At 66.0% G+C, this 22,635-nt stretch carries 19 protein-coding genes; 3 read left to right on the top strand and 16 right to left on the bottom strand.

The window, feature by feature from the left end; all coding sequences use genetic code 11:
- The first annotated feature begins 5 nt into the window (after positions 1 to 5).
- The 3 genes from H7A13_09390 to H7A13_09400 are packed head-to-tail and all read left to right on the top strand — an operon-like array spanning position 6 to position 5,246.
- Positions 6 to 683, top strand: coding sequence for a DUF4194 domain-containing protein (locus H7A13_09390; protein MCP5333549.1), 678 nt, complete (start codon positions 6 to 8; stop codon positions 681 to 683).
- Positions 676 to 4,065: an ATP-dependent exonuclease SbcCD, C subunit-like protein gene (locus H7A13_09395; protein MCP5333550.1), complete on the top strand. Its 3,390-nt coding sequence runs from the start codon at positions 676 to 678 to the stop codon at positions 4,063 to 4,065. The genes H7A13_09390 and H7A13_09395 overlap by 8 nt, the downstream gene beginning before the upstream one ends.
- Positions 4,062 to 5,246, top strand: a complete 1,185-nt coding sequence (locus tag H7A13_09400) for a hypothetical protein (protein MCP5333551.1) — start codon at positions 4,062 to 4,064, stop codon at positions 5,244 to 5,246. The genes H7A13_09395 and H7A13_09400 overlap by 4 nt, the downstream gene beginning before the upstream one ends.
- 39 nt (positions 5,247 to 5,285) lie before the next feature.
- On the opposite strand, the gene flhB is transcribed toward H7A13_09400, so the two are convergent.
- From flhB to smc, 16 genes are all read right to left on the bottom strand, one after another.
- A complete protein-coding gene (gene flhB, locus H7A13_09405) occupies positions 5,286 to 6,416 on the bottom strand; it encodes a flagellar biosynthesis protein FlhB (protein ID MCP5333552.1) in 1,131 nt (376 codons plus the stop codon).
- Complete coding sequence (gene fliR, locus H7A13_09410) at positions 6,409 to 7,197, bottom strand: flagellar biosynthetic protein FliR (protein MCP5333553.1); 789 nt, start codon at positions 7,195 to 7,197, stop codon at positions 6,409 to 6,411. Before fliR ends, flhB begins: the two co-directional genes overlap by 8 nt.
- 14 nt (positions 7,198 to 7,211) lie before the next feature.
- The gene (gene fliQ, locus H7A13_09415; protein ID MCP5333554.1) at positions 7,212 to 7,481 is read right to left on the bottom strand and encodes a flagellar biosynthesis protein FliQ; all 270 of its coding nucleotides are present in this window, start codon (positions 7,479 to 7,481) and stop codon (positions 7,212 to 7,214) included.
- A gap of 9 nt (positions 7,482 to 7,490) precedes the next feature.
- Positions 7,491 to 8,243 carry a flagellar type III secretion system pore protein FliP gene (gene fliP, locus H7A13_09420; GenBank protein MCP5333555.1) on the bottom strand — a complete coding sequence of 251 codons (753 nt, stop codon included), beginning with the start codon at positions 8,241 to 8,243 and terminating at the stop codon, positions 7,491 to 7,493.
- Positions 8,240 to 8,680: a flagellar biosynthetic protein FliO gene (fliO, locus tag H7A13_09425; protein MCP5333556.1), complete on the bottom strand. Its 441-nt coding sequence runs from the start codon at positions 8,678 to 8,680 to the stop codon at positions 8,240 to 8,242. Before fliO ends, fliP begins: the two co-directional genes overlap by 4 nt.
- Before the next feature lie 12 nt (positions 8,681 to 8,692).
- Positions 8,693 to 9,163 carry a flagellar motor switch protein FliN gene (gene fliN / locus H7A13_09430; protein ID MCP5333557.1) on the bottom strand — a complete coding sequence of 157 codons (471 nt, stop codon included), beginning with the start codon at positions 9,161 to 9,163 and terminating at the stop codon, positions 8,693 to 8,695.
- 33 nt (positions 9,164 to 9,196) lie between these two features.
- Entirely contained in the window at positions 9,197 to 10,165 is a 969-nt protein-coding gene (gene fliM, locus H7A13_09435; GenBank protein MCP5333558.1) for a flagellar motor switch protein FliM, read from the bottom strand.
- A gap of 16 nt (positions 10,166 to 10,181) precedes the next feature.
- Positions 10,182 to 10,793, bottom strand: coding sequence for a flagellar basal body-associated FliL family protein (locus H7A13_09440; GenBank protein MCP5333559.1), 612 nt, complete (start codon positions 10,791 to 10,793; stop codon positions 10,182 to 10,184).
- A gap of 234 nt (positions 10,794 to 11,027) precedes the next feature.
- Positions 11,028 to 11,885, bottom strand: a complete 858-nt coding sequence (locus H7A13_09445; GenBank protein MCP5333560.1) for an alpha/beta hydrolase — start codon at positions 11,883 to 11,885, stop codon at positions 11,028 to 11,030.
- Positions 11,886 to 12,046: 161 nt separating this feature from the next.
- On the bottom strand, positions 12,047 to 12,691 hold the full coding sequence (gene coq7 / locus H7A13_09450) for a 2-polyprenyl-3-methyl-6-methoxy-1,4-benzoquinone monooxygenase (protein ID MCP5333561.1): 645 nt from the start codon (positions 12,689 to 12,691) through the stop codon (positions 12,047 to 12,049).
- 84 nt (positions 12,692 to 12,775) lie between these two features.
- The gene (locus H7A13_09455; protein ID MCP5333562.1) at positions 12,776 to 14,134 is read right to left on the bottom strand and encodes a phosphomannomutase; all 1,359 of its coding nucleotides are present in this window, start codon (positions 14,132 to 14,134) and stop codon (positions 12,776 to 12,778) included.
- Positions 14,135 to 14,160: 26 nt separating this feature from the next.
- Complete coding sequence (gene galU, locus H7A13_09460; protein ID MCP5333563.1) at positions 14,161 to 14,988, bottom strand: UTP--glucose-1-phosphate uridylyltransferase GalU; 828 nt, start codon at positions 14,986 to 14,988, stop codon at positions 14,161 to 14,163.
- Positions 14,989 to 15,050: 62 nt separating this feature from the next.
- Positions 15,051 to 16,040, bottom strand: coding sequence for a UDP-glucose 4-epimerase GalE (gene galE, locus H7A13_09465; GenBank protein ID MCP5333564.1), 990 nt, complete (start codon positions 16,038 to 16,040; stop codon positions 15,051 to 15,053).
- Positions 16,041 to 16,132: 92 nt separating this feature from the next.
- A complete protein-coding gene (gene ligA / locus H7A13_09470) occupies positions 16,133 to 18,169 on the bottom strand; it encodes an NAD-dependent DNA ligase LigA (GenBank protein MCP5333565.1) in 2,037 nt (678 codons plus the stop codon).
- Positions 18,166 to 18,948 carry a cell division protein ZipA C-terminal FtsZ-binding domain-containing protein gene (locus H7A13_09475; protein ID MCP5333566.1) on the bottom strand — a complete coding sequence of 261 codons (783 nt, stop codon included), beginning with the start codon at positions 18,946 to 18,948 and terminating at the stop codon, positions 18,166 to 18,168. The genes ligA and H7A13_09475 overlap by 4 nt, the downstream gene beginning before the upstream one ends.
- A gap of 96 nt (positions 18,949 to 19,044) precedes the next feature.
- Positions 19,045 to 22,563, bottom strand: a complete 3,519-nt coding sequence (smc, locus tag H7A13_09480) for a chromosome segregation protein SMC (GenBank protein ID MCP5333567.1) — start codon at positions 22,561 to 22,563, stop codon at positions 19,045 to 19,047.
- Positions 22,564 to 22,635 lie beyond the last annotated feature (72 nt).

Consider the following 22,635-nt stretch of genomic DNA (forward strand, 5'->3'; position numbering starts at 1 on the left):
AGCCGATGAACGACAGGCTGCACGAGAACGACGACTCGATCGAGCCCAGCGCGCCACCCGCCGTGCCCGAGCTGTCGCAACTGATGGTGCAGCTGCTCAAGGGCGTGCTCTACCGCGACGACGACGAGCGGCTGTGGGCGGGCCTGCTGCGCCTGCAGGCGCGGGTGCGCGAACAGGCCGCCGTGCTGCTGCTCGACCTGATGCTGGACGAGGCCGAGGGCTACGCCTTCCTGAAGAGCCGCCCGGACGCGGACGAATCAGACGGCGCGCCGCGCCTGCCGCGGCTGGTCGCGCGCCGGCCGCTCTCCTACCCGGTGAGCCTGATGCTGGCGCTGCTGCGCAAGCGCCTGGCCGAGTTCGACGCCGCCGGCGGCGACACGCGGCTGGTGCTCGCGCGCGACGAGATCGTGGAGCTGATGCGGGTGTTCCTGCCCGAGGGGAGCAACGAGGCCCGGCTCGTGGACCAGGTCGACGCGACCATCAGCAGGGTGGCCGAGCTGGGCTTTGTGCGCCGGCTCAAGCCCGCGGCCGGCAGCTGGCCGGACGGCGGCCACTACGAGGTGCGGCGCATCCTGAAGGCCTTCGTGGACGCGCAGTGGCTGGCCGACTTCGCCGCGCGCCTTGCGACGTATCGCACCGCGCTGTCCGGCGCGGCGCCGGACCCGGAGGCGGCCGATGGCTGAGGCGCCCAATCTCGCGCTCGACTTCATCGCCGACGACAGCCGCGTCGGCTTTCGGTTGCAGCGGCTGGAGGTGCTGAACTGGGGCACCTTCGACCAGCGCGTCTGGCGGCTGCCGCTCGACGGCCGCAACGGCCTGCTCACCGGCGACATCGGTTCGGGCAAGTCCACGCTGGTGGACGCCATCACCACCTTGCTGGTGCCGGCGCAGCGCGTGGCCTACAACAAGGCGGCCGGGGCGGATGCGCGCGAGCGCTCGCTGCGCTCCTACGTGCTCGGCCACTACAAGAGCGAGCGCAACGAGGTGACGGGCAGCGCCAAACCGGTGGCGCTGCGCGACGCGTCGAGCTACTCGGTCATCCTCGGCGTGTTCCGCAACGAGGGCTACGACCAGGCGGTGACGCTGGCCCAGGTGTTCTGGCTGAAAGACCCGCAGGGCCAGCCGGCGCGTCTGTTGGTGGCCGCCGAGCGGGCACTGAGCATCACCGAGGATTTCAGCGGCTTCGGTAGCGACATCGCCGCGCTGCGCAGGAAGCTGCGCGGCGCCGGCTGCGAGTTGTTCGACAGCTTCCCGCCCTACGGCGCCTGGTTCCGCCGCCGCTTCGGCATCGAGCACGAGCAAGCCCTGGAGCTGTTCCACCAGACCGTGTCGATGAAATCGGTGGGGAACCTCACCGACTTCGTGCGCAGCCACATGCTGGAGCCCTTCGACGTCGCCAGCCGCATCGAGGCGCTGATCCGCCACTTCGATGACCTCGACCGTGCCCATCAGGCCGTGCTCAAGGCCAAGCGGCAGGTTGCATTGCTGACGCCGCTGGTCGAGGACGGTCAGCGCCACCAGGCGCTGGTGGCGGAGATTCAGGACTGGCGCGACGGGCGCGAGGCGCTGCGGCCCTACTTCGCGCGGCTCAAGGGCGAACTGCTGGAACGCCGCCTTGACCTGCTGGCGCAGGATGCGGCCCGGCTCAATGCCCAAATCGAGCGCCTGGACGCACAGCGCGAGGCCGAACGCGTCGAGGTCGGCCGTCTGGAGCGGGCCCTGCGCGACAACGGCGGCGACCGCCTGGAGGAGTTGGCGGCGGAGATTCGCCGTCTGGAGCAGGAGAAGCACCAGCGCCAGCAGCGCGCCGACCGCCACACAGCGCTGCTCGCGCGCATCGACGAGCCGCCGCCAGCCGATGAAACCGCCTTTCTCGCCCAGCAGCAGGGCATCGCCCAGCGCGCCGAAGGCCTGCGCGAGCGCATCGCCGATCTGGACAACCGCGAGCGCGAGGAGGACTTCGCCTTACGCAAGGGGCGCGAAGAGCACGCCGCCCTGACCGAGGAGATCGAAAGTCTTGAGCGGCGCCGGAGCAACATCGACGCCGCCCAAGTCCGCATCCGCGACGGGTTGTGTTCGGCGCTGTCGATCGGCGAGGACAAACTGCCCTTCGCCGGCGAGCTGATCCAGGTGCGCGACGACGCGCGCGAGTGGCAAGGCGCCGCCGAGCGGCTGCTGCGCGGTTTCGGCCTCGCGCTGCTGGTGCCGGACGCGCACTACCGGGCCGTCGCCGACTGGGTGGACCGTCAGCACCTGGGCGCGCGGCTGGTGTACTTCCACGTGCGGCCGCGCAAGGCCCAGCCGGGCGCGGGTCTGCATCCGCAGTCCTTGGTGCGCAAGCTCGTCATCAAGCCGGATTCGCCGCACTACGAGTGGCTGGAGCAGGAGCTTCGAAGCCGCTTCGACGTGGCCTGCTGCGACAGCGGCGAGCAGTTCCGCCGTGAGGCGCGCGCCATCACCCGCGCCGGGCAGATCAAGGAGCCGAGCGGGCGCCACGAGAAGGACGACCGCAGCCGTATCGACGACCGCAGCCGTTACGTGCTCGGCTGGAGCAATGCCGACAAGCTGCGCGCCCTGCGCGACCAGCGGGACCGTCTGGAGGCAAGACTCGCCACGCTGGGGCAGCGCATCGGCGAGATCCAGCAGGAGCGCAACGAACTGCGGGGCCGACTGGATGCACTCAGCAAGCTGGAGGAGGTCACGCGCTTTGCGGATATCGACTGGATGAGTCTGGCCCGCCAGATAGCCGCGCTCACCGAGGAATGTGCGACGTTGGAGGCCGCCTCCGACACGCTGCAAGAGCTGGGTCGCCAGCTCAAGGCGGCGCAAGCGCGGCTCACGGAGGTGGAACGCCAGCGCGACGCGGCGCGCGACAAGCGCTCGGCGGTAGCCACCAAGCAAGAGGCGGCGCAAACGCTGCGTGATCAGGCCCGCTCGGTTTGGGCCGATGCGCCGCTGACCGAGGCGCAGATCGAGCGTCTGGACGCCTGGCGTTCGCAGGCGCTGGACGAGCATCAACTGACGGTCGAGTCCTGCGACAACCGCGAGCAGGAGCTGCGCAAGTGGCTGCAGGAGCGCATCGACGCGGAGGACCTCAGGCTCAAGCGGCTGAGCGAGAAGATCATCAAGGCAATGGCCGCCTTCAGGGACGAGTTCAAGGCCGAGACCGTGGAGATGGACGTGAGCCTGGCGGCGCTGGCGGAGTACGCGCGGCTGCTCACGGGCCTCAAGGGCGACGACCTGCCGCGCTTCGAGGCGCGCTTCAAGGAGCTGCTCAACGAGAACACCATCCGCGAGATCGCCAACTTCAACGGCCAGCTCTACCGCGAGCGCGAGACGATCCGCGAGCGGGTCGAGCGCATCAACCAGTCGCTGGCCGGCATCGACTACAACCCCGGGCGCTTCATCCGGCTGCTGGCGCAGCCGAGCCCCGATGCCGAGATCCGCGACTTCCAGCAGGACCTGCGCGCCTGCACCGAGGGCGCGCTCACCGGCTCGGCCGACGAGCAGTACTCGGAAGCCAAGTTCGTGCAGGTCAAGGCCATCATCGACCGCTTCCGCGGCCGCGAGGGCCTCACGGACGCCGACCGGCGCTGGACCGCCAAGGTCACCGACGTGCGGCAGTGGTTTTCGTTCTCGGCCAGCGAGCGCTGGCGCGCCGATGGCGCCGAGCACGAGCACTACGCGGACTCGGGCGGCAAGTCGGGCGGCCAGAAGGAGAAGCTGGCCTACACCGTATTGGCCGCGAGCCTGGCCTACCAGTTCGGGCTGGAGTGGGGCGCGGTGCGCTCGCGCTCGTTCCGCTTCGTGGTGATTGACGAGGCCTTCGGGCGCGGCTCGGACGAATCGGCCCAGTACGGCCTGCGCCTGTTCCAGCAGCTGAACCTGCAACTGCTGATCGTCACGCCGCTGCAGAAGATCCACATCATCGAGCCCTTCGTCGCCAGCGTCGGCTTCGTGCACAACGAGGACGGGCGCGACTCGCGCTTGCGCTGCCTGACCATCGCCGAGTACCGGGCGCAGAAACTGGCCCACGCGGCCGATGTGGCGGGCGCGACGGCGTGAGCTGGACGCTGCCGGCCGACTTGCGCGCCCAGGTGCAGCGCCTGTGGGAGCGGGGCGAACTGCTGCGCGCCAGCGTGCGCCCGGAGGCCATCGCCTGGCCGCTGCGCCTGAGCCTGAAGGCGCCGGGCGCGGCGGACCTGTCCGACCGCTTCGAGGCGGTGCGCGACTGGGTGCGCGCACTCGCCGCCACGCCGCAGGTGCGGATCGACTGGCGCGAGTGGAACCATCGGGTTCAGGGCACGCAGCGGCTGCCGGCCGCGGTCTGGGTCGACACCGTGCACGATGCGCTGGCCGTCATCGGCAAGGCACGAGCGGCCGAGCCGTTCCGCGCCTTGTGGCAACGGACCGCCGATGAACAGCCGGCGCTGCTCGCCTGGCTCCTGAAGCGACCTTTGCAGGCTTTGGAACTGGCCGAGCGCTGGCCGCGCCTGCTGGCCGTCGTCGCCTGGCTTCAAGCGCATCCTCGTCCGGGCGTCTACCTGCGCCAGGTGGACGTGCCGGGCGTGGACAGCAAGTTCATCGAGGCGCATCGCGGCGTGCTCGGCGAGCTGCTCGACCTCGCCCTGCCGCCCGCGGCCATCGAACCCGCAGCAAACGGCGTGGGTCACTTCGCCCGCCGGTTCGGCTTCCTGGACAAGCCGGTGCGGATTCGGTTCCGTCTGCTCGACCCGGCGCTGCCCAGCCTGCCGGGCTGCGCGGGATTGGTAGACATCACGCTGGACGCGGCGAGTTTCGCCGCGCTCGTGTTCCCGATCGAGCACGTGTTCATCACCGAGAACGAGGTGAACTTTCTCGCCTTTCCGCCGCTGGCGCGCGCGATCGTCCTGTTCGGCGCCGGCTACGGCTGGGACGCCCTGGCCGGCGCCGCCTGGCTACAGCGCTGCTGGCTCCACTACTGGGGTGATATCGACACCCACGGCTTTGCCATCCTCGACCAGTTGCGCGGCCACTTTCCCCACGCGGCGTCGTTGCTGATGGATCGGGAGACTCTGCTCGCGCATCGGGCGCATTGGGGCGAGGAGCCCGAGCCCGCACAGCAGGATTTGCTCCGTCTGACGGCGCAGGAGGCGACGCTCTACGACGACCTCAGGTTCGATCGCCTGCAACCCCGGCTGCGACTGGAGCAGGAGCGCGTGGGTTTTGGCTGGCTGAACGCGCAGTTGCCCAGCAGGTTGTGCTGAGACTGAATTTGGTTCTGTTGACGATCCGTCGGGCGTGGCTCAATCGCGGCGCAGTTCGTCGGGGATCGGGACTTCCTGCGGCGGTGTCGGCTTCTTGCCGCCCGACTGCTGCTGGCGGCGCAACTGGAAGATGTAGGCCAGCACCTGGGCCACGCCGAGGTAGAGTCCGGCCGGAATCTCCTGGTTGATCTCGGTGTGGTGGTGGATGGCCCGTGCCAGTGCCGGCAGCTCGACGATCGGCACGCCGTGTTCCTGGGCGATTTCGCGGATCTTCATCGCCAGCGCATCGCTGCCCTTGGCGACCAGTCGCGGTGCGCCCATCCGCTCGGCGTCGTAGCGCAGCGCGACGGCAAAGTGGGTCGGGTTGGTGATGATGACGTCGGCGGTGGGCACCTCGGCCATCATCCGGTTGCGGGCGAATTCGCGCTGCAACTGGCGGATGCGCCCCTTCACCTCGGGTTTGCCTTCGCTCTCCTTGGCCTCTTCGCGCACATCCTGCTTGGTCATCTTCAACTGCTTCTGATACTCGAACAGCTGCCAGGGGATGTCGGCCAGTCCGATCAGCACCAGGCTGCTGCACAGCACGACGAAGCTGACACCGAGCAGATGGAGCGCCTCGCCGATGGCCGGGCGCAGCGGCAGGTCGCCCAGGGTGTGAAAGGCGCTGCGCCAGCGGTAGAGCAGCCAGAGGGTCATGGCGGTGACGAAGAGAAACTTGGCCAGCGCCTTGAGCAGGTCGACCCAGGCGCGCATGGCGAACATCCGCTTGAGGCCGGCGAAGGGGTCGAGCCGGTTGAAGCGCGGCATCAGCGCCTTGCTGCTGACCGACCAGCCGCCAATCGCCAGCGGTCCCAGCAGTGAGGCGAGAAAGAGCAGCGCCAGCAGGGGTCCCACCGCCACAGCGGCCTGCCAGATCGAGCCGCCGAGGTGGCTGACCAGGCTGCTGCTGTCGAACAGCAGGCTGCGCTCCAGACGGAAGTTGAACCGCATCAGCTCGCCAAAGAGCCGCAGCAGCCGTTCGGCGCTGGCGATCACCCCCAGGCTGGCGACCAGCATCAGCACGGCCATGGCAAAGTCGCGCGAACGGGCGACCTGCCCCTCTTCGCGGGCTTTTTCCAGCCGTCGGGGGGTGGCCGCTTCGGTCCGTTCCTGGGCTTGTTCTTCAGCCATGCGCCGCCCCGTTCTGCAGGAGGGCACGCATCAGCTCGAAGGCTTCGCCGCTCAGCAGCGTGAACTGGGGTGACAGGGCCGACAGCGTGAGCCAGACCAGCAGCAGGCCGAAGACCAGCGTAAAGGGAAAGCCGAGCGAGAAGAGGTTGAGCTGCGGCGCAGCGCGGCTGATGACGCCGAAGGCGAGGTTGACCACCAGCAGCGTGGTCATCGCCGGCAGTGAGATCAGCAGTGCGGCGCCGATGATCCAGCCGCCGGCGCGGGCCAGCAGCGCCAGGCCGTCGAGCGGCAGTCCGGCGCCGACCGGCAGGATGCGGAAGCTCTCGATGGTCGCTTCGATGACGATCAGGTGGCCGTTGCTGGCGAGAAACAGCAGGGTCACCATGAACAGGTAGAACTGGCCGAGGATCGGCACCGAGATGCCGTTGGTCGGGTCCATCATCGAGGCGAATCCCAGCCCCATGTTCATGCTGATCAACTGGCCGGCCATGGCCACGGCGTGAAACAGCAGCTGCACGGCAAAGCCGAGTGCGGCACCGATCACCACCTGTTCGATGGTCAGCCACCAGCCGGCGAGCGAGAAGGCCTGGAGGGCGGGCATGGCGGGCAGTGTCGGCAGCACCACCAGGGTGGTGGCCAGTGCCAGCCCCATGCGCACGCGACGCGGGACCAGATTGGAGCCGATGATCGGCACGGCAAGGTAGAAGGCGGAGATGCGGAACAGCGGCAGCAGCAGCCCCAGCAGCTCTTTTTCGATTGCGGCCGCAGAGAGGGTCAGCATGGGCGGCGTACCGGCTAGCCGATCAGTTGCGGAATGCTGCCGAGCAGCGTCTGGGAATAGGAGACCAGCCGCGTGAGAATCCAGGGTCCGGCCAGCATCAGGATGACGAAGATGGTGATCAGCCGTGGCAGAAAGCTCAGCGTCTGTTCGTTGATCTGGGTGGCGGCCTGAAAGATGCTGACGACGAGGCCGACCAGCAGGCTGGGCAGCACGATCAGCATCACCAGCAGCACGACGAGCTGAATGGCGCTGGAGAAGATGTCGATGACCGTCTGTGGCGTCATGGGCGTGCCCTAGGTGGCGAAGCTGGCGGCGAGGTTGCCGATCAGCAGCACCCAGCCGTCGATCAGCACGAACAGCATGATCTTGAACGGCAGCGAGATGATGACCGGCGACAGCATCATCATCCCCATCGCCATCAGCACGCTGGCAACGACGAGGTCGATGATCAGAAAGGGGATGAACAGCAGAAACCCGATCTGGAAGGCGGTCTTCAGCTCGCTGGTGACGAAGGCTGGCACCAGGGTGGCGAAGTCGATTTTCTCTGGCTCGGCGACGGGCGGTTGCTGGCTCAGTTGCACGAAGAGTTCGAGGTCGCTGCGGCGGGTCTGCGCCAGCATGAAGTGGCGAAATGGCTCCGAGGCGCGTTCGAGCGCCTGCTCGAAGCCGATCTGCTCATTCAGATAGGGTGTCAGTGCCACTTCGTTGGCCTGCTTGAAGACCGGCGCCATGACAAAGAAGGTCAGAAACAGCGCCAGCCCGAGCAGAATCTGGTTGGAGGGGGTCTGTTGCAGTCCCAGTGCCTGACGCAGAATCGAAAAGACGATGATGATGCGGGTGAAGGCGGTCATCATCATCAACAGCGCCGGCAGCAGCGTCAGCGCGGTCATGATGATCAGAATCTGCAGGGTCACCGAGTACTCCTGACCACCATCGGGGTTGGCGGTCATCTTCAGTGCGGTGATGCCAAGGTCGCGGGCCCAGCTCGGCGTTGCGCAGAGCAGCAGGCCCAGCAGGGTCAGCGTCAGCAGCGGGGTGCGTTTCATGGTGCGCTCCGGCGCTGCTCGATGAGGCTTTTCAGTCGGGTGGCGAAATCGCTGTCGCTGCCCGGCTCCGGCAGGGCGATCGGCTGTTCGAAGTGGTGGATCTTGCTGATCTGGCCGGGTGTGACCGCCAGCACGAACTGCTCGCCGCCGATCTCGATCAGCAGCAGCCGCTCACGGGTGCCGACCGGCATGGCGCCCAGCGTGCGGAACAGCGTGCCGCCGCCGTGGAGCTGGCCGCGGCCAAAGCGCTTCAGCAGCCAGGCCAAGGCGATGAAGAGTGCCAGCACCACCGCCAATCCGGACAGCATCTGCATGATCGACTGCGACGACGACAGCGGTTCGGCCACGGCGCTGTGCTCGGCAGCCCGCAGCGCCATGCTGACACCGCTCAGCAGCAGGGTCAGAGAAGCGATGGCGGTTCTGGAAAGTCTCTTCATGGCGGCTCCGGTTCAACGCAGCCGGTTGATGCGTTCGGAAGGGCTGACCACGTCGGTCATGCGGATGCCGAACTTTTCGTTGACCACGACCACTTCGCCATGGGCGATCAGGGTGCCGTTGACCAGCACATCCAGGGGTTCACCGGCCAGCCGGTCGAGTTCGATCACCGAGCCCTGACTCAGTTGCAGCAGGTTGCGGATGGTGATCGGCGTGCTGCCGACCTCCATGCTGATGGTGACCGGGATGTCGAGAATCACATCGAGGTCGGGGTTGGCCAGATCGGCTGGACCCGCGCCGTGGTTGCCCTCGCTGCTCAACTCCTCGAGCTTGACCGGTTTGGCCCGGCCGTAGAGGTTCTCCTGTTTTTTCTGCTCATCCAGTGCTGCCGACCAGTCGCCCTCGCTCTCCTGTTGGGAAAGCGCCTGGCCCCACTCGGCTGCCAGCTCTTCATCGCTGCGTCCGGAACCTTTTTCATTGCTCATGGCAGTGTCTCCATGTTCGATTCATCGTGATGACTAGATCAGTTCGGCCTTGCGCAGCACCTTCAGCGCATACTTGCCATTGGAGACGCCGAGCTTGCAGACGAAGATCGGCACGCCATTGGCGTGGAGGGTCACCTCTTCGGGCATCTCGACGCCTAGCACCTGATCGGGTTTGAGGTTTTTCACATCCCGCAGCGATGCCGGTATCTGGTAGAGCGTGCAGTTCATGTCGACACAGGAGTTGAGAATGTCGTTGCGCAGGATTTTGGCCCAGCGATCGTCGACCTCGTTGCTGTCGCTCTGCATGCCGGCATCGAGAATGTCGCGGATCGGCTCGACCATCGAATAGGGCAGGGTGATGTGCAGGTTGCCGCCGCCGCCATCGAGTTCGATGTGAAAGGTGCTGACCACCACTGCTTCACTCGGCGTGACGATGTTGGCCATCGCCGGGTTCACCTCGGAGTTGACATACTCCAGATCGATCTTGAGGACCGGCGACCAGGCCTCGCACAGATCCTTGAAGACATAGCCCAGCATCAGTTGCACGATGCGGTTTTCGGTCGGGGTGAATTCACGGCCCTCGATCTTGGCGTGACGCCCCTCGCCGCCGAAGTAGTTGTCGACCAGCTTGAAGACCAGCTTGGCGTCGAGAATGAACAGCGCCGTGCCACGCAGCGGCCTGAACTTCACCATGTTCAGGCTGGTGGGGACATAGAGGGTGTGAACGTACTCACCGAACTTCATCACCTGCACGCCGCCGACCTGCACCTCCGCGCTGCGTCGCAGCAGGTTGAACAGGCTGATGCGGATGTAGCGGGCGAAGCGCTCGTTGATCATCTCCAGTGTCGGCATCCGGCCGCGGACGATGCGGTCCTGGGTGGCCAGATCATAGGGGGTGATTTCGCCCGGCAGACCGAGGCGGTCATCGCCCTTGGCGCCATCATCCGCGCCATGGAGCAGCGCGTCGATTTCGTCCTGGCTGAGAAGGTCCTGTAGGCTCATCGGCGATCTGCTTGGCTTACTGAAGAATGAAATTGAAGAACAGCACCTGTTCGATGTTGTGCTCTTCACCCAGCTCTTTGTGGATCACCTTCTGGACCTCATCGAAGCAGGCGGCACGGAGCTTCTCCTTGCCTTCCAGCGTGCCCAGTTGGTCAAAGCTGTAATTGCCCATGATCAGCAGCAGGTTGTTCTGCAGCAGCGGTTGATTGGCCTCGACGAAGCTGTTGACGGCCGGGTCGCGGCTCATCACCGAGATGGAGACCTGCAGGTAGCGTGGCTTGCCATTGACGGTATAGTTGACGGTCAGCGGCTTCATGTTGCTGTACTGCGCCGGCGGCTTGGGGCTGGCCTCTTCGGTGCCCTCTTCGCCCTCCTCGGCATCCGTGGCGGCCTCTTCTTCGCCCTCCTCTTTTTTTGCCGATTTTTCGCTTTTGCTCGCCTTGTCGGATTTTTTGCCGCCGGCCGTGCTCTTGCTCTCTTTCTCCCCGCCCGAGAACAGCAGGTAGCCGCCACCGCCGCCGAGCAGCAGACAGACCACTGCGACCAGCGCGATGATCAGGATGGCTTTCTTGTTGCCGCCGCCAGCTTTCGCTTCCTGTTCCTGATCGTTTTCTTTCTCTTTTGCCATGGGTTGCCTGCGTCAAAAATCGGATGACACCAGGTCATAGCAAGCACGATGCCAAGCGAAGATGAGGGCGAATTGGCCGGGAATGGCGTGTGAAACTGTGGCTCTGGCCGTCACTTCCTTGGCGAGGCATGGGCAGGTCAGGCGAATGGACGGTTTTCTGACGCAGTGCCGTTCAATCGAGACGGAATTCCGCTGCCGGATGGCGGTTGCGGACGCTCCGTGGTCTTCGGTCTGCTACCACTGTGCCAGCAGCGTTTTGAGCTGCGCCGCAAACTCCAGCGGCTGGTCGATGAAGAGGTGATGGTTGGCGCCGGGCAGTTCGACGAAGGGCGAACCCGGCGGGGCCACATAGGCCAGATAGTCGCGCTGTTCCGCGCGAAAGGTCGAGCTCAGGCCACCATGGATCACGCCGAAGCGACAGCGCAGCGCCAGCAGCGCATCGGTCTGATCCTCCCGTTCGAAACGGCCGAGCAGTTTGGCATCGCTCTTCAGTTGCCAGCCTTCGCTGCTCTGCCGGTAGGAGTGGCGGGCGATGTAATCGACCAGAAACTGGTTCGGGCAGTGCTGCGGCGGGATCAGGCGGAACCGCTCGATGGCGGTGGGCAGGTCGGGATGGACGATGGTCGGCAGCGCACCGATGGTACGGCGCTGCGATGCTTCGCCCGGCGGGCGGACCACCGAGGAGTCGACCAGCACGATGCCGCGCAGCCGTTCCGGATAGAGTGTCGCCGCCTTGAGGACGATGCCGCCGCCGAAGCTGTGGCCGATCAGCGTGAAGGGCTCGGGCAGCCGGGTCGCCTCGGCAACGGCCATCAGCTCGGCGGCATAGGTGGCCAGGTCATAGTGGTCGCGGTGACCGCTCTCGCCGCAGCCGGAGATGTCGAGCGCCACCACCTGGTACTGGTCGAGCAGCAGCGGCGCGATGAAGTCCCACCAGTGCGAATGGGCGGCATAGCCATGCACCAGCAGCAGCGCCGGCGCGCCGGGGTTTGACCAGTGCTGGTAGTGAATCGGGCAGCCGGCCACCTCGACCACGCCTTCGACAAAGGGGGTGGTGATTGCATCGCGGTACCAGGCGGGTTCCTGAGTCATGGCTCGGCTCTTTTGGGGTGGGTGGGCACAAGGCGTCGCTCCGGCAGCGGCCTGAGAGTGTACGGCCTCGATGCGCCCGGATAAAAGAGCTCTCGCGGAAATTCACCGTGACCGCCCGGCACTGGCCGAAGCGCGGTGGTGCCGGGCTAAACAGCAGCCGGTTACAGGTGGTAGCTGCTGTGGGTCATCACCCTGGAGGCCAGATGCATGGCCAGTTTGATCGGCGCGGGAAAGTCGAATCCGCCGGCATCGAGCGCGCTGCGGGCATGCTGTAGCTCATCGCACAGCATCTCCTCGACCACCGCCCGGCTTTTGGCATCCGCCTCCGGCAGGGTGTCGAGGTGGGCTTCGAGGTGTCTGCCCACCAGCTCTTCGGTGGCGGCGACGAAACCGAGGCTGACCCGGTCGCTCACCGCACCGGCAGCGGCGCCAAGGCCGAACGACAGGCCATACCAGAGTGGATTGAGCCGGCTGGTGTGACTCTGCAGTGCCTCCAGCCGCGCTTCGCACCAGGCCAGATGGTCGCGCTCCTCCTCCGCGGCCTGCTCCATCTGGCTGCGCACGCTGTGCAGACGTGCAGTCAGCGCCTGCCCCTGGTAGAGCGCCTGGGCACAGACTTCACCGGCATGGTTGACCCGCATCAGGCCGGCGGCGTGCCGCCGTTCGCGCTCGCTCAGATCGGCTTCTGGCAGCTGCGCACCCGGTGTGGGGCGGGCCGAGGTCGATGTACGCGACAGCGTCTCGACACAGTGTTGCAGTTCGCCCAGCAGGCGATCGAACCGGCTCAGCCGACGGTAGGAGTTCATTGGTACGCTCCGATGGTGATGGGCTTTGCAGGTGGCATGATAGCCTCCCGGCTGCCGATTGGGGCAGGCGTGTGGCCCGCCCGGCTACGCCACGCCGCCGATCAGCGCCAGCAGCTCGGCGGTCTTGCGCTCCATCAATGCCGGATCACCGCGCGACTCGACGTTGAGCCGCAGCACCGGTTCGGTGTTGGACATGCGCAGGTTGAAGCGCCAGTCGTCGAACTGCATGCTCAGGCCATCGGTGTGGTCGAGATCGACTGCCTGCGCAGCGAAGCGCTGTTCGATCTCGGCAATCAGCCGTTCCGGCTGTTCGACCCGGCGGTTGATCTCGCCACTGACCGGGAATTTCGCCATCCGCTCGCGCACCAGTTGCGACAGCGGCTTGCCGCTGCGGCTGATCAGCTCGGCAGTCAGCAGCCAGGGGATCATGCCGCTGTCACAGTAGGCAAAGTCGCGAAAATAGTGGTGGGCGCTCATCTCGCCGCCATAGATGGCATCTTCGGCCCGCATCCGCTCCTTGATGAAGGCGTGGCCGGTCTTGCTCTGGATCGGGCTGCCGCCCAGCCGTTCGACGATGTCGATGGTGTTCCAGGTCAGGCGTGGATCGTGGACGATCCGGCTGCCGGGGGCCTTGCGCAGAAAGGCTTCGGCCAGCAGGCCGACGATGTAGTACCCCTCGATGAAGGCACCGGTTTCGTCGAACAGAAAGCAGCGGTCGAAGTCGCCATCCCATGCGATCGCGAGGTCTGCGCCGCTGGTGCGGATCGCCTCGATGGTGGCCGGCCGGTTCTCCGGCAGCAGCGGGTTGGGCACGCCGTTGGGAAAGTGGCCATCGGGCGCATGGTGCAGCTTGATGAACTCGAACGGCAACAGCGGTTCCAGTGCGTCGATCACTTCACCGGCGCCACCGTTGCCGGCGTTGACCACCAGCTTCAGCGGCTTGAGTGCGCTGGCATCGATGTAGCCGAGCAGGTGGGTGATGTAACGTGCGCGGTGTTGCAGCGTGTAGTGGCTGCCCTGAACCTCGGCATCGACAAACTCGCCACGCTCGGCCAGCCGTTTGATCTCGAACAGGCCGGTGTCGCCGCTGATTGGCCGGGCGTTGTCGCGCACCAGCTTCATGCCGTTGTAATCCTTGGGATTGTGGCTGGCCGTGACCATGATGCCGCCATCGAACTGGTAGTCGAAGGTGGCAAAGTAGACCTCCTCGGTGCCGCACTGGCCGATGTCATAGACATCGACCCCGCTCTCGCGCAGGCCGCGCATCACCTCGGCGGCCATCTGCGGACTGGAGAGGCGGATGTCGTGCCCGACCACCACCTTGCGTGGCTGGAGGTAGGCCGCGAAGGCGCGGCCGATGCGCCAGGCGATCTCGTCATTGAGCTGGTCGGGGATGCGGCCGCGGATGTCGTAGGCCTTGAAGCAGCGGTAGTCCTGGGTCATGCCATCTTCCTTCATGGATGCAGCGATCAGATGTCGCGGTAGCAGTGCTGGTAGCAGTAGTTGGTGGCTTCGATGAAGCCATCGACGCTGCCGCAGTCGAACCGTTTGCCACGGAATTTGTAGGCCAGCACGCAACCATCCTTGGCCTGGGTCAGCAGGGCGTCGGTGATCTGGATCTCGCCATTCTTGCCCGGTGGGGTCTTCTCGAGAATGTCGAAGATGTCGGGCGTCAGGATGTAGCGGCCGATGATGGCGAGGTTGCTGGGGGCATCCTCGGGCTTGGGTTTTTCGACCATGTCGTGGACGCGGTAGAGTCCCTCCTTCATCTCTTCGCCGGCGATGACGCCATATTTGTTGGTCTCCTCGGGCGGCACCTCCTCGATGGCGACGATGCTGCAGCGAAACTGCTTGTAGAGCTTCACCATCTGCGTCAGCACCGCCTCCTCCTGGTTGATGCAGAGGTCGTCCGAGAGCACCACCGCGAACGGCTCCTCGCCGATCAGCGTGCGGCCGGTCAGGATGGCGTGGCCCAGCCCCTTCATCTCCCGCTGCCGGGTGTAGGAGAAGGTGCAGCTGTCCATGATTTTGCGGATGCCGGTGAGGTAGCGCTCCTTGCCGCTGCCGGCGATCTGATGCTCCAGCTCATAGCTCTTGTCGAAGTGGTCCTCGATCGACCGCTTGCTGCGACCGGTGACGAAGGCGATCTCGGTCAGACCGGCCTCGACCGCCTCCTCGACGGCGTACTGCACCAGCGGCTTGTTGACCACCGGCAGCATCTCCTTCGGCATGGACTTGGTGGCGGGCAGAAAACGGGTGCCGTAGCCGGCCACCGGGAACAGACATTTCTTGATCATGGGGCAGTCCTTGGATTGGATCGGGTTGAGGTCAGGGCATTGATCGATGCTGTGCGCTTCGATCAGTTTCGCCATGGATGGTTCAGTTGCCGCCGCTCCCAGTCGACGGCGCTGCGAACGATGGTTTCGAGGTCATCGTGACGCGGCCGCCAGTCGAGCGTGGCGAGAATGCGGCGGTTGTCGGCCGCCAACTGGGCCGGATCGCCGGGGCGTCGGTCGCTGGTCTGCACCGCGAAGTCGACGCCGGTGACCTGTTTGACGCTCTGCACCACCTCCCTGACGCTGAGGCCATGGCCATAGCCGCAGTTGAGCAGTTCGCTGGTGCCACCGGCGGCCAAGTGATTCAGCGCGGCCAGATGGGCGCTGGCCAGATCTTCGACATGGATGTAGTCGCGGATGCAGGTGCCATCGGGGGTGGGGTAGTCGGTGCCGAAGATCTGCAGGGCCGGACGCAGTCCGAGGGCGGTCTGTGCCGCCACCTTGATCAGATGGGTGGCCGCCGGGGTCGATTGCCCGATCCGGCCACCGGGGTCGGCGCCGGCGACGTTGAAGTAACGCAGGATCACATGGCGCAGGCCGCTGACTGCGGCATGGTCGATGATCATCCGCTCGCTGACCATCTTGGAAGCACCGTAGGGGTTGATCGGCTGCAGCGGGCTCTCTTCGCTGACCAGCGCGCTCTGCGGCATGCCATAGACCGCCGCAGTGGAAGAAAAGATCAGATAACGCGGCTCATGTTTATGCATTACTTCTAGCAAATTCAAGACGTTGAAGCTGTTATTTCGATAATACTTCAACGGATTCGCGACCGATTCCGGCACCACGATGTTGGCGGCGAAGTGCAGCACCCCCTCGAAGCGGTGCTGGCGGAACAGCCGGTCGAGCAGTGCGGTGTCGCAGAGGTCACCCACCACCAGTTCGCCGCTCAGCACTGCCTGACGAAAGCCGGTGGAGAGGTTGTCGAGCACCACCACCTCATGGCCCGCCTCACCCAGCAACCGGGTGACATGGCTGCCGATGTAACCGGCGCCGCCGGTAACCAAAAGCCGCATGCTGACTCCTTGAATGCGCGGTGTCGCCCGCTTGCCGGGAGACTCTACCGGTTAATGTTAACCTGTTTTTGACAGCATGCCGGGCGTGCCGATCAGCAGCGTGACTGACTCAGCAGTTCGATGAAGGCCGCTTCATCGAGCTGGGGCGTGCCGAGCTGTTGTGCGCGGGCCAGTTTCGAACCGGGATTTTCGCCCACCACCAGATAGTCGGTGCGCGCCGACAGGCTGTCGGTCAGTTTGGCACCCTGGGCCGTCAGTTGCGCCTTGGCCGCATCGCGTGACAGGGTGGCGAGGGTGCCGGTGATCACCACCGTCTTGCCGGCCAGCGGACCGGCGCTGGCCGTGGCCGGCGTGACGGTCGGCCAGTGGATGCCGGCACTGCGCAGCGCCGCGATCACTTCAAGGTTGTGCGGCTGGCGAAAGAAGGTGTGGATCTGCTCGGCCACCACCGGACCGACATCGGCCACCTGTTGCAGGGTTTCACGATCGGCGGCCATCACCGCGTCGAGCTCGCCGAAGTGGTTGGCCAGGGCGTTGGCGGTGGCTTCGCCGACCTCGCGGATGCCCAGGGCATAGAGAAACCTGGCCAGCGTGGTCTGCCTGCTGGCGTCGATCGCCGCCACGATCCGGCTGGCCGACTTTTCGCCCATGCGCTCCAGCGGAGTGAGTTGCGCCGTGGTCAGCCGGTAGAGGTCGGCCACGCTCTCCACCAGCCGCTGCTCGACCAGTTGGTCGATCAGCTTCTCGCCAAGCCCCTGGATGTCGAGCGCCAGTCGTGATGCGAAGTGGCGAATCGCCTCCTTGCGCTGTGCTGGACAGTAGAGTCCGCCGCTGCAGCGTGCCACCACCTCGCCGGGCGGCTTGAGGATGGCCGAACCGCACTGCGTGCATTGACTGGGCAGTTGGATCGGTCGGGCCGTGGCGGGCCGGCGTTCCGGCACGCACTGCACCACCTTGGGAATCACATCACCGGCGCGGCGGACGATGACGGTGTCGCCGATGTGCAGGTCGAGCCGGGCGATCTCCTCCATGTTGTGCAGCGTGGCGTTGCTGACGGTCACGCCGCCGACGAAGACCGGTTTCAGCCGGGCCACCGGGGTCACCGCACCGGTGCGACCGACCTGGAAGTCGACATCGAGCAGTTCGGTCAACTCCTCCTGGGCCGGAAACTTGTGGGCCGCCGCCCAGCGTGGCGCCCGCGAGACGAAACCGAGCTGCTGCTGCCAGTCGAGGCGATCGACCTTGTAGACCACGCCATCGATCTCGAAGCCGAGTTCACCCCGCCGCTGTTGCAGCCGCCGGTAGTAGTCGAGGCAGCCCTCGGCGCCCTGCACCAGTGCTGCTTCGCGGCTGGTCGGCAAGCCCCACTGCTGCAACTGCTGCATGATGGCGCTGTGGCGGTCGGGCAGTGGCCCGCCCTCGACGAGGCCGACGCCGTAGCTGCAAAAGCGCAGCGGCCGGGTCGCGGTGATGCGTGGATCGAGCTGGCGCAGGCTGCCGGCGGCGGCGTTGCGGGGGTTGACGAACTCCCGCTCGCCCGCTGCCCGTGCCCGCTGGTTGAGCTGTTCGAAGCCGGCCAGCGGCAGGTAGACCTCGCCGCGCACTTCGAGCTGCTCGGGGTGGTCGTTGCCGGCAAGCCGCAGCGGGATGGCCCTGATGGTGCGCACATTGAGGGTGACATCCTCACCGCGAAAGCCATCGCCACGGGTGGCGGCCTGCAGCAGTTGTCCACGCTGGTAGCGCAGCGAGAGCGCAACGCCGTCGAGCTTCGGCTCGCAACTGTAGTCGATGGCGACATCGAGGCCGAGCCGTTCCCGCAGGCGCTGGTCGAACTGTCTTGCCTCATCGGCAGTGAACAGGTTCTCCAGCGACAGCATCGGCAGCGCATGCTGCACCTCGGCAAAGCTGGCCAGTGGTGCCGCGCCCACCCGCTGGGTCGGCGAGTCGGGCGTGACCAGCTCCGGGTGCGCCGCCTCCAGTGCCTGCAACTCACGCAGCAGCCGGTCATACTCCGCATCCGGAACCGTTGGTTGATCGAGCACATAGTAATTGTAGTTGTGTTGCTCGATGGCCTGGCGCAGCCGCCGAATCTGCTGCGCCGGCTCGGCAGCTGCTGGTGGCTCGCTCATTGCGCTGCCGATGCGCTGGTGGTTTTCTCGATGAAGCGGCGGATGGTGGCGCGGTAGCTGCGCACTGCCTGGGTGTTGAAGGGCTCCTGCGTGCTGGTGCGCAGCTCGCCATCCAGCGCGCGGCGCAGCAGCTCGGCCATGCGGCGCATCTCATCGAAGGCATCGAGTGGCCGGGCCGGACCGGGCAGGGTCAGGAACAGCACCACGCCAATGGTTTCGAGCTGGTCGGCCTGTTCCGGATCGAAGGTGCCGGGTTCCAGCAGGTTGGCGACGCTGAACAGCAGTTCACCCTTGTTGCCGCCGCGCTGCTTGTGGCAGTGAAAGATCGCCCGTTCACCGAATTCGAGCCGTTGCTGTTGCAGCAGTTCCAGCAGACGCTGGCCATTGACCGGCGCCGGCGCCAGCAGATGGATCGCCAGCACCTCGGGTTCAATGGGTGCCTCCTCGACCTCGTCGGCCGTGGTGTCACACTCATCCTCGAACAGCAGCTGCTGGGTCATCGGGCTGACCGGGCGCTGCGGGGGGGTGGAGTCAGTGGCCGATTCGGTTGCCGGCGCCGGTTCTGGTTCGTGACCGTTGCAGGCGCGCACCTTGGGGCGTGCACCACCGCTTGGCAATTCACCGCGCAGCAGGTCGAGCTCCTCCAGTGGGTCGAAGCTGACATCCTCTTCGAGCCTGACCCGGATCGCGTTGCGCCGGGCCCGCCACACGCGCCGGAAGCCATCGGCCAGAATGATCAGAATCAACAGCCCGCCGATCATGAACAGCCAGTCGCGCATCGACAGTTCCATAGGCACCTTCTCGTTATTTTGCCCGCGTTCGGGGGCTCACTTCGCCGCCATTATACCAAGGGCCTGCCCGAAAACCGCCGTGGTTCAGGCGCCAGCCAGCGCCTGCGCCGCCTCGATGTCGACCGTGACCAGCCGTGACACGCCGGGCTCCTGCATGGTCACCCCCAGCAGCTGGTGGGCCATCTCCATCGCGATCTTGTTGTGGGTGATGTAGATGAACTGGATGCCGTACGACATCTCGCGCACCAGGTTCACATAGCGGCCGACATTGGCATCATCGAGCGGCGCATCGACCTCGTCGAGCAGGCAGAAGGGGGCCGGGTTGAGCTGAAAGATGGCGAAGACCAGTGCGATGGCGGTGAGCGCCTTCTCGCCGCCCGACAGCAGATGGATGGTGCTGTTACGCTTGCCCGGCGGCTGCGCCATGATGGCGACGCCGCTGTCGAGCAGTTCATCCGAGGTGAGCACCAGTTCGGCATGGCCGCCACCGAACACCTTCGGAAAGAGCGCCTGCAGGCCCCGATTGATCTGGTCGAAGGTGTCACGGAAGCGGCTGCGGGTTTCGCGGTCGATCTTGCGGATGGCCTCCTGCAGCGTTTCGAGTGCCTCGCCGAGGTCGGCCTGCTGCGCCTCCAGATACCCCTTGCGCTCGCTCTGGATGCGATGCTCATCGATCGCGGCCAGGTTGATCGCACCCAGCCGGTCGATGCGTTGCAGCAGCCGCTCCAGCGCCTGTTCGAGCTGCATGGCGTCGAGGGGCTCCTCGCTTCCTGCAATCAGGTCGACGCTGCTGCCGAGGCTGCGCAGCTGTTCGGCCAGCGCATTGTCGTGCAGTGCCAGTTCGCGCAGTTGCAGACGTTTCTCATCGACCTGCTGGGTGAGGCTGCGCAGCTGGCTGTCGAGGTGGCGGCGCTGATCCTCCTGTTCGCGCTGCTGCCGTTCCGACTGCTCGACTGCCTGCCGCGCGGCGGCCAGCCGCTGTTCAGCCATCAGCTGCGCGGCCAGCGCCTGATCGAGCTGCTGTTGCAGCGCCTGCTGCGGTTCGACCAGATCGGCAATGGCCATCTGCAGCTGCTGCCGTTGCGCGGTGGCGCGTTCGATCTCCTGTTCGAGCCGCGCACTCTGCGCCTGGGCTGCCTTGAGTTCGGTCAGGCAGCGCTGGCGCTCCAGCGCCAGCTGATGCTGCTGGTCGCGGCAGTCACGTTCATGGCTGCGCGCCTGCGCCAGCGCCTCGCGCAGCTGCTCCTGCTCGGCCCGCAGCCGCTGCCGCTGCTGTTCGAACTCGCCACTCTGCGCGATGGCCTGGTTCAGTGCGGCCTGCGTCCGTGCCTGCCGCGCCTGGTCTTCGTCGATTTCGCGGGTTGCGCTCGTCAGCTCCTCGTCGATGGCAGTGATGCGGTGCTGACTCTGCTCGATGCGTGCCTGACGGGCGCTCAGATCGGCCTGCAGGGTGGCCTGCTGGCGCCGCTGTTCGGTGGTGCGGCTCTGGGTCTGCGCGAGCTCGGCCTCGCACTGCCGCAGATGCCGGTCGAACTCTTCGAGCTGCTGTTGTGCATCCTGCAACTGCTCCTTGAGTTGCTGCTGCTCGCGCTTCAGCTCGGTCAGTTCGCGGGCGCGCAGCAGGGCGCCGCCGCCTTCGCGGTCGTCGGGCAGTCGCTCGATGGCGTGGCGGCCGATCAGCAGGGCATCGGGGGTGAGAAAGAACTCGCCGGGGCCCAGTTGCCCGCGCCGGTCGAGGGCGCTGGCCAGATTGTCGGCACAGTAGCCACCATGCAGCCAGTCGGCAATTTCGTGGCTGCTGCGCAGCCGTTCGCTGAGTCGGGGCCAGCGGGCTGGAGGCGGTTGTGCAGGTGCGTGCGCTGTTGTCAGCAGCGCGAGGGGAAGCTCGAACAGCGCCGCCATCAGCCGTTCCGGTTCGTCGGCACGCTCGGCCGGCAGGCAGAGCGCCCGGATGCGGTGTGCCAACAGCCGTTCGATCGCCCCTTCCCAACCTGCCTCCACCTCGAGCCGTTCGCCCAGCCGTGGCAAGCGGTCCAGTTCGAGGCGTTGCAGCAGTTGGGTCTGTCGCGGGTCGAGTCGTCCGCGGCCCAGGGCAGCCTGCTGCAGCGTTTCGAGCGAACTGATGCGCCCGCTCAGCTGCTGGTCGAGGCGTCGAAGCTGGTCGAGCCGTGGCTGCAAGGCGTTGCGCTGCTGGCGCAGCTGCTGTCGTTGCTGCTCGCTCGCCTGTCGTGCCACCTCGCTCAGTCGAATCTCGTCGGCGAGCTGGTCGAATCTCTGCCGCAGTGCCGGCAGTGCCGTGTCGTCGATCTGGCCCCGCAGGCTGTCGCGTTCGCCATGCAGCCGCTCGATGCGGCTCTTCAGCCGAGGCAGTTGCTGTTCGATCTGCCGGAGGGTGGCGCGGGCGGCCTCTGTCTGGCGGGCCGGCAGCTGCGCCTCGCGCTGGAGTCGGTCGAACCCCTCCTGCCACTGCTGCATGCGCTGTTCGGTGGCGGCCAGCTGCTGCGCCGCCTGCTGCTCGGCGACCTGGGCGGCTTCGCTTCGGGGTGTCAGGTCCTGCAGGGTGTCGCTCAGTGTCGTGCCGAGCTGCTGGCTGTGGGCCTGTTGTGCGTGCAGTGCCTGCATCTGTCGTTCGTTGTCGGCGAGTGTCGTGTGCAGTTGGCGGGCGCGCTCCTGGGCATGGCGGATGCCCTGTTCCAGGCGGCTGATCTCGGCCCCCTGGCGGTAGTAGTGGCCCTGTTCGAGATTGAAGGCCTCGTGCAGTTCGAGATGGCGCAGCCGCAACTGCTCCAGTTCGCGTTCGAGACGGCTCTGCTCGGCCAGCAGGCCATCGCGGAGCAGACTCTCTTTGCTCACTTCATCGTCGAGCCGCAGCCGCTGCTGCTCCAGCGCGCGCCAGCGCAGCGCGGCCAGTCGAATCCGCTGCAATCGCTCCTCTTCCTTCAGTTCGCGGTACTTCTGGGCGGCGCGTGCCTGCCGCTCCAGGGTCTGCAACTGGCGCTGAAGTTCTTCTTTGATGTCATTGATCCGTTGCAGGTTCTCTTTGGTGTGCTGCATCCGGTTCTCGGTTTCGCGGCGCCGCTCCTTGTACTTGGAGATGCCGGCTGCCTCCTCGATGTAGACCCGCAGGTCATCCGGTCGCGCCTCGATCAGATGCGAGATCATTCCCTGTTCGATGATGGCGTAGCTGCGTGGACCGAGGCCAGTTCCGAGAAAAATGTCGATGATGTCGCGGCGTCGACAGCGCACACCGTTCAGGTAGTAGCTCGACTGGCCGGCACGGGTCACCTTGCGGCGGATCGAGATTTCGGCAAAGCGGGCATACTCCCCGCCGAGGCTGCCGGCGCTGTTGTCGAACAGCAGTTCGATGCTGGCCTGGCCAACCGGCTTGCGGTGGGTGGAGCCATTGAAGATGACGTCGGCCATCTGCTCGCCGCGCAGCTGTCTGGCCGAGCTCTCGCCCATCACCCAGCGCACCGCGTCGATGATGTTCGACTTGCCGCAGCCGTTGGGGCCGACCACCGCACTGAGGTTGGTCGCAAAGGTGACCGTGGTCGGATCGACGAAGGATTTGAATCCCGCCAGTTTGATGCTCTGCAGCCGCATGTCGGTGGTTCGGTGGGTCAAAGGCTGCGGCCATTCTAGGCGCTGTTGCACCGCTTCGCACCAGCATCCTGA

The sequence above is a fragment of the Pseudomonadales bacterium genome (assembly GCA_024234215.1).
Classification (GTDB): Bacteria; Pseudomonadota; Gammaproteobacteria; order Pseudomonadales; family UBA5862; genus JACKOQ01.